Origin of the sequence: Gelidibacter sp. (assembly GCF_035515035.1) — a bacterium.
In the GTDB taxonomy this organism is placed as follows: Bacteria; Bacteroidota; Bacteroidia; order Flavobacteriales; family Flavobacteriaceae; genus Gelidibacter.
The window spans coordinates 1-3,236 of the sequence record NZ_DATJCA010000129.1; the positions used below are offsets into that span (position 1 = coordinate 1).

At 42.4% G+C, this 3,236-nt stretch carries 3 protein-coding genes; all 3 read left to right on the top strand.

Annotated elements, in window-relative coordinates; translation table 11 throughout:
* Window positions 1-378: DUF885 family protein (locus VLZ86_RS10825; protein WP_325451195.1), on the top strand; the 378-nt coding region annotated here is incomplete at its 5' end.
* 155 nt (window positions 379-533) lie between these two features.
* On the top strand, window positions 534-2,381 hold the full coding sequence (locus tag VLZ86_RS10830; RefSeq protein WP_325451197.1) for a DUF885 family protein: 1,848 nt from the start codon (window positions 534-536) through the stop codon (window positions 2,379-2,381).
* Window positions 2,382-2,498: 117 nt separating this feature from the next.
* On the top strand, window positions 2,499-3,236 hold a 738-nt coding region (locus VLZ86_RS10835; RefSeq protein WP_414652551.1), incomplete at its 3' end, for an amidohydrolase family protein.

Below are 3,236 nucleotides of genomic sequence, written 5' to 3' on the forward strand. Positions count from 1 at the left end.
GCAGGCCGAATCATATTCTCTTTGAATTTCCATTTAGGAAACTGGACACCTCAAGAATGTGTGGATTATTTGGTTAATGAAGTACGCCACGAACGCTCCAATGCCGAAGGGGAAGTGAGGCGATCTTTTGCTAATCCGTACTACGCAACGCTTCCATTGTACCAACTTGCTTATATGACCGGTGCTTTGCAGCATAGGGCTCTGTATCAGGAACTTGTTGTTGAAGGCGGTATGCCTGCCAAAGAATTTCATGACGCCATTTTAATAGGTGGAAGTATGCCAATAGAAATGGTGAGGGCAAGACTCTTAGGTTTGAAATTGACGAGAGATTATAAAACCAAGTGGCGATGGGAAGGCGATGTGCTCAAAAAGAAATAATTCACCATTTCAAAACAAATAATTTTTATGGATAGTACAATATCAACACTAAGACAGCTAAAGGTTCAAAGATGGCACAATTTAATCTTGATGGTTTGAATGTAGAACGATGATCGTCCTATAATTATTAAAATTAATTAACACTATAAAATTTTATGAAAACTATTTTATCATCCTTTAAAGCCTTTAGGTTCCTCCTAAGTTCGTTGGCTGTATTGGTCCTGATGGCATCCGTCGAAAAATCCGTAGCACAAAATAAAGATGTGCTTCTTAATCCCAATTGGTCACAAGATCCACCGGTATTATCCACTTTGGTTGAGTTTGCAAATACCGAGAGTGAGATGAGAACGGCAATCACACGATATTTACAAGATTTAGCTGCATTGGGCCGTCGATATCCTGTTCAATATTCACCGGTTCGAGAAGCAAGGTTCAGAACATTTTTTAAAGGATGGGAAAAAAGCCTTAAGGATCTCGATTTTGAATCTTTAAGTCAGGAAGGGAAAATCGATTATATTTTGCTCAGAAATAAAATGACTTATGAGCTGGAAAGATTGAATTTGGATGCACAAAGATGGAAAGAATTTGCAGGTCTTGTTCCATTTTCGGATAAGTTGCGATTGTTGCAGGAAACGCGTTTTGACCGTATCCGACTGGATCCCCGAAACACTGCCAGTACGCTCGATTTGGTAGCCGATGAGTTGGATGGTTTGACCAGCGATCTTCAGAATAAAGCCAAGAAGGCAAATGGGGTTGTTGTCATACCAAATATAACTGCCGCGCAAGCCAATAGGGCCGCTGGGTATATCGGGCATCTTCAGGGCATTTTATCAGATTGGAATACTTTTTATGATGGCTATGATCCTATATATTCATGGTGGAACCGTTTGCCTTATAAGCGCTTGGTCCAATCTCTAAAGGATTATCAAAACGCGTTGATTTCACATGTTGTCGGTATTACTCCGGGAGATCCGGGCCCAATCATAGGAGATCCGGTAATGGAAAAGGGGCTTCAGGCAGATTTGGCCAGTGAAATGATTCCTTACAATGCGGCACAACTTCTTGAAATTGGTTGGAGGGAGCTTAAATGGACCGAAGACCGGTTTAAAGAAGTCTCCAATGCTATGGGGTACGGCAATGATTGGCGCGCAGCACTAGAGCATGTCAAAAATTTGGCCCCGCCACCGGGCGAGGTGCCATGGGTTATTTTTGATATTGCCAATTATTCCAAAGACTATATCAATAAGATGGATAATGTGACATGGCCTCCTTTGACGGAAGAGGTATGGCGATTGACCATGCAGACGCCTGAGAACCAGTTGACAAGTCCTTTTTTTACAGGAGGTGAAGCAACCCGGTTGTCCTATCCAACGGATGGCATGGCACACAAGGACAAAATGATGAGTATGCGCGGAAACACGCCATCATTTAATTTTCCAACGGTGCAACATGAGCTTATACCGGGCCACCACTTACAGGGTTATATGAGCAGTCGTTTTAATACCGCTCGAAGCAGTTTGAACAGAACGCCGTTTTGGGGCGAGGGATGGGCTTTTTACTGGGAAACGTTGTTATGGGACGATCAGTTTTACCGCTCTGATGCCGATAAAATGGGAATGCTGTTCTGGCGTATGCATCGTGCCGCAAGGATTGTATTCTCGTTGGAATTTCAACTTGGTAACTGGACGCCGCAGCAATGTGTTGACTTTCTTATTGAGCGTGTAGGGCATGAACCTGCAAATGCTGAAGGTGAAGTAAGAAGATCTTTTTCGGTAGATCATTATGGTCCTTTATATCAATTGGCGTATATGGTTGGCGGTTTGCAGTTCCGTGCACTGCATAAAGAATTTGTGGACAGTGGCAAAATGACTTCCAAACAGTTCCATGACGCTGTGTTGCTCGGTGGTCGTATGCCTGTTGAAATGGTCAGGGCAAGATTGTCTAATCAGAAATTGACAAGGGATTATAAAACTTCATGGCGTTGGGATGATAAAATAAAGTAAATCAAAAATGAAGTCGATTAATTAATTGTAACATTTTTGAATTAATGGACTATTTAGTCAAAATGTCATTTAAATAAGAGTTTTATGAGGAAACAACAATTTTATAGATTTTTTAATATGAAATATTTCTTATTAGCAGTATTTATTATTTCACCATTCATCGCTGGAGCTCAAGTGATTGGTGCTCCCGACCGAAAACCCAATGAAGGCGAAGGTCCTTTTGATAGAATGGTTATAAGAAATGCCAATCTGATAGATGGTACAGGCGCTCCAACATTCGGACCGGTTGACATTGTTATCGAACAAAACAAGATAAAGGAGATTAAACTTGTGGGAACGCCTCGCGTGCCAATTACTTCTGAAAACCGTCCTGCTAAAGGAACCAAAGAAATCGATGTGAATGGTGGGTATGTTCTTCCGGGTTTTATCAACATCCATGCGCATGTGGGTGGTAATCCTAAAGCGCCTGAAGCAGAATATGCATATAAACTCTGGTTAGCCCATGGGGTCACTACCATTCGAGGCGTATCGGCAGGAGGCGTGGACTGGACTGAAAACGAAAAGAAGCGTAGTGCAGCCAATAAAATTGTGGCACCGCGTATTGTAAATTTCCAAGTGCCCGGCAGCGGATGGAAAGGCGGGCCGCTTCTTACACCAGAAAAAGCGAGGGAGTGGGTAGCTTGGGCTGATGGTAAAGGCGTGGACGGCATTAAGATATTTAATCTCGATCCCGAGATTATGACTGCTGCCTTAGATGAGGTTCATAAACGTAAAATGGGCTCTGTAGCACATTTAAATCAAATGATGGTTGGCAGAATCAATGCACGTGATGCTGTAGCAATGGGATTGGATAAT